Here is a 2,664-nt window from a genome sequence, read left to right on the forward strand (position 1 = left end):
GTTGTACAACCGATCACCACAAGACCCACGGTACCGCCTCGATCGACGAGGGGACGGTGGCATATTGCTGGCATCCCTGGAGCGGTCAGCGTGTTCGCATCCATGAGGTGATCGTCAGGGCTGCAGGTGCGGTAGCACGCTGCAGCCGTATCGATACGCCGGTTGCGCGTCTTCAGGAGCTTCCGCTCTGGATGCTCGATGCCGCCGTCTGCCGGTCCAGCCGGGCGACGAAGGACGCGACCACCTCGATTGCCGCGTTGACGGCGTTGCGACTGCTGCTTTCGGAGGCGATCGCAGGCATGGCGGTGTCAATGAGCGAAGAAGCGATAGCATCACGCGGTCACCACCGTGGAGATCGCCATGCAGCACACCCGCCACCGGCCTCGGACACCGGTTCGTCAGCCCGATCTCTTTGCGGCGATTCCTCCGTCGGCACTGGACCCGGCGCCCGGATGGAGCAGCCTGCCGGATCGGACCCGGCAGGCGGTGACCGGCTTGATGACGCGCCTACTGGTCAGGCACGTCGCCGACGCGGCGCCCGCTGCGGGGAGCGACGCCGATGAGTGCTGAGAAGATCGGTGCGCAGCATCGCGCGCGCAAGGCGGTCCTCTACGTCCGCCAGTCGTCGGCTCATCAGGTCCAGCACAACCGGGAGAGCCAGGTCCTGCAATATGCGATGCGCGAGCGGCTCGTGCAGCTTGGCTGGTCGGATATCGAGATCATCGATGAGGATCTCGGCTGTTCGGCGGCGGGCGGCGTGGTGCGGGCCGGCTTCGAGCGCATGGTCGCCGAGGTCTGCCTCGGCAAGGTCGGCGCCGTCGCGGCGCGCGAGGTCTCGCGGTTCGCCCGCAACAGCCGCGACTGGCAGCAGCTCGTCGAGATGTGCCGCGTGGTCGACACGCTGCTGATCGACCAGGAGACGGTCTATGCGCCCCGGCAGGGCAACGACCGGCTGCTGCTCGGACTCAAGGGCAGCCTCAACGAGTATGAGCTCGATCTACTGCGGCAGCGGTCGCTTTCGGCGCGCTACGAGAAGGCGCGGCGGGGCGAGCTCATCGTCGCCGCGCCCGTCGGCTTCATCAAGGCCGGCGACCGGCTGGAGAAGGATCCCGACCGGCGGGTCCAGGCGGCGATCCGGCTCGCCATCGACAAGGTCGCCGAGCTGGGCAGCGTGCGGCAGGCGCTGCTGTGGTTCCTGGAACACAGGCTCGATCTGCCGGCCCGGCTCCATGGCGGCGACGTGGTGTGGTGCCGCCCGCGCTATTCCACCATCAAGGCGCTGATCGCCAACCCTGCCTATGGCGGCGCTTACGCCTATGGCAAGACGGGCGTGTCGCTGCAGTACGACGGTGCGGGAACCAAGGCGCGAGCCCGACGCAAGCCGCGCGCGGAATGGCTGGCATTGCAGCCCGGCGCGCATGAAGGTTACATCGAGTGGGAGCGCGCGGAGGCGATCCGTAAGATGGTGAGCGACAACGTCCCGACCGCCGACAGCCACGGCGCGCCCAAGCACGGGGCAGCGCTGCTGTCAGGACTGATGCGCTGCCGGCGCTGCGGCCGCAAGCTCACCGTCCAGTATACCGGTGCGAAGCACGACATCCCGCGCTACGTCTGCAACCGTGGTCGGCTCGACTATGGCGAGCCGACCTGCATCGCCTTCGGCGGTCTGCGCGTCGACGATGTTATCGAGGCGGCGCTGCTGACGGTCGTTCAGCCCGCCGCCGTTCACGCCGCGCAGGCGGCCGAGGACCAGGCGGCGACGCGGCGCGACGATGCGCGTGAGGCGCTTGCACGCGATCTTCAGGCGGCGCGCTACGACGCCGAACGAGCCTTCCGCCAGTATGATGCTGCCGATCCCGAGAACCGCTTCGTGGCAGGCGAGCTGGAGACGCGCTGGAACCGGGCCCTGACCCGTGTCGCCGAGATCGACAGGCGCATAGCCGAGCATGATGCCGCTGCCCCGCGACAGTCCGGTCCTGCGCTACCCTCGTTCGCCGCGCTCGCCGATGATCTCGAGGCTGTCTGGTCCGCGCCGACCACCGACGTGCGGCTCAAGAAGCGCATCGCCCGGACCGTGATCCACGAGGCTGTCGCCGATCTCGACGAGGCCGCCGCCGAGATCGTCATCGTCATCCACTGGATGGGCGGGGCGCATACCGAGCATCGCCTGCCGCGCCGGCGACGGGGACAGCGCAACGCGACATCCGCGGATATTGTCGAGGCGGTCGGCATGCTTGCCCTGGTCGCTCGCGACGACGTCATTGCCGGCATCCTCAACCGCAATGGCCTCAGGACCGGGAACAGCAACCGCTGGACCCGCGAGCGGGTCACCTCCTTGCGTTCCTACCATCGGATCCCGGTCTATCGCGCGGCTGAGGGCGGCGCCGAGCCATGGCTCAACCTGAGCCAGGCCGCCGCCATCGTCGGCGTGGCGCCACGGACGCTCAGGCTGGCCGCGGAGCGGCGCGAGATCGAAGCCGTGCATCCTCTGGACGATGGCCCCTGGCTGTTCAGGCGCGGTGATCTGGACGGCCCTGCTGCAAAAACCCTCCGCCTGCGCGCGCAGAGCGGGCCGATACACCCCGCGTTACCGGATCCCGCGCAGCAGAACCTCTTCCTCTCAACAACATAGCGAGATGTGCGTTGTGATGAGCCGTTGTAGAA

At 68.2% G+C, this 2,664-nt stretch carries 2 protein-coding genes; one reads left to right on the forward strand and one right to left on the reverse strand.

Annotation, left to right across the window (positions count from 1 at the left end):
* Window positions 1–172: 172 nt before the first annotated feature.
* Window positions 173–301, reverse strand: coding sequence for a hypothetical protein (locus HUU95_RS14725; RefSeq protein ID WP_302480133.1), 129 nt, complete (start codon window positions 299–301; stop codon window positions 173–175).
* A gap of 258 nt (window positions 302–559) precedes the next feature.
* On the opposite strand from HUU95_RS14725, the gene HUU95_RS13745 reads away from it, so the two are divergent.
* Window positions 560–2,632 carry a recombinase family protein gene (locus HUU95_RS13745; RefSeq protein ID WP_174280620.1) on the forward strand — a complete coding sequence of 691 codons (2,073 nt, stop codon included), beginning with the start codon at window positions 560–562 and terminating at the stop codon, window positions 2,630–2,632.
* Window positions 2,633–2,664: the final 32 nt, after the last annotated feature.

The organism is Sphingomonas bacterium (genome assembly GCF_903643065.1).
Taxonomy (GTDB): domain Bacteria; phylum Pseudomonadota; class Alphaproteobacteria; order Sphingomonadales; family Sphingomonadaceae; genus Sphingomonas.

Bases quoted from the DNA above. Each gene is read 5' to 3' on its own strand.
- HUU95_RS14725 (WP_302480133.1), bottom strand. From the start codon at position 301: ATGCCTGCGATCGCCTCCGAAAGCAGCAGTCGCAACGCCGTCAACGCG.
- HUU95_RS13745 (WP_174280620.1), top strand. From the start codon at position 560: ATGAGTGCTGAGAAGATCGGTGCGCAGCATCGCGCGCGCAAGGCGGTC.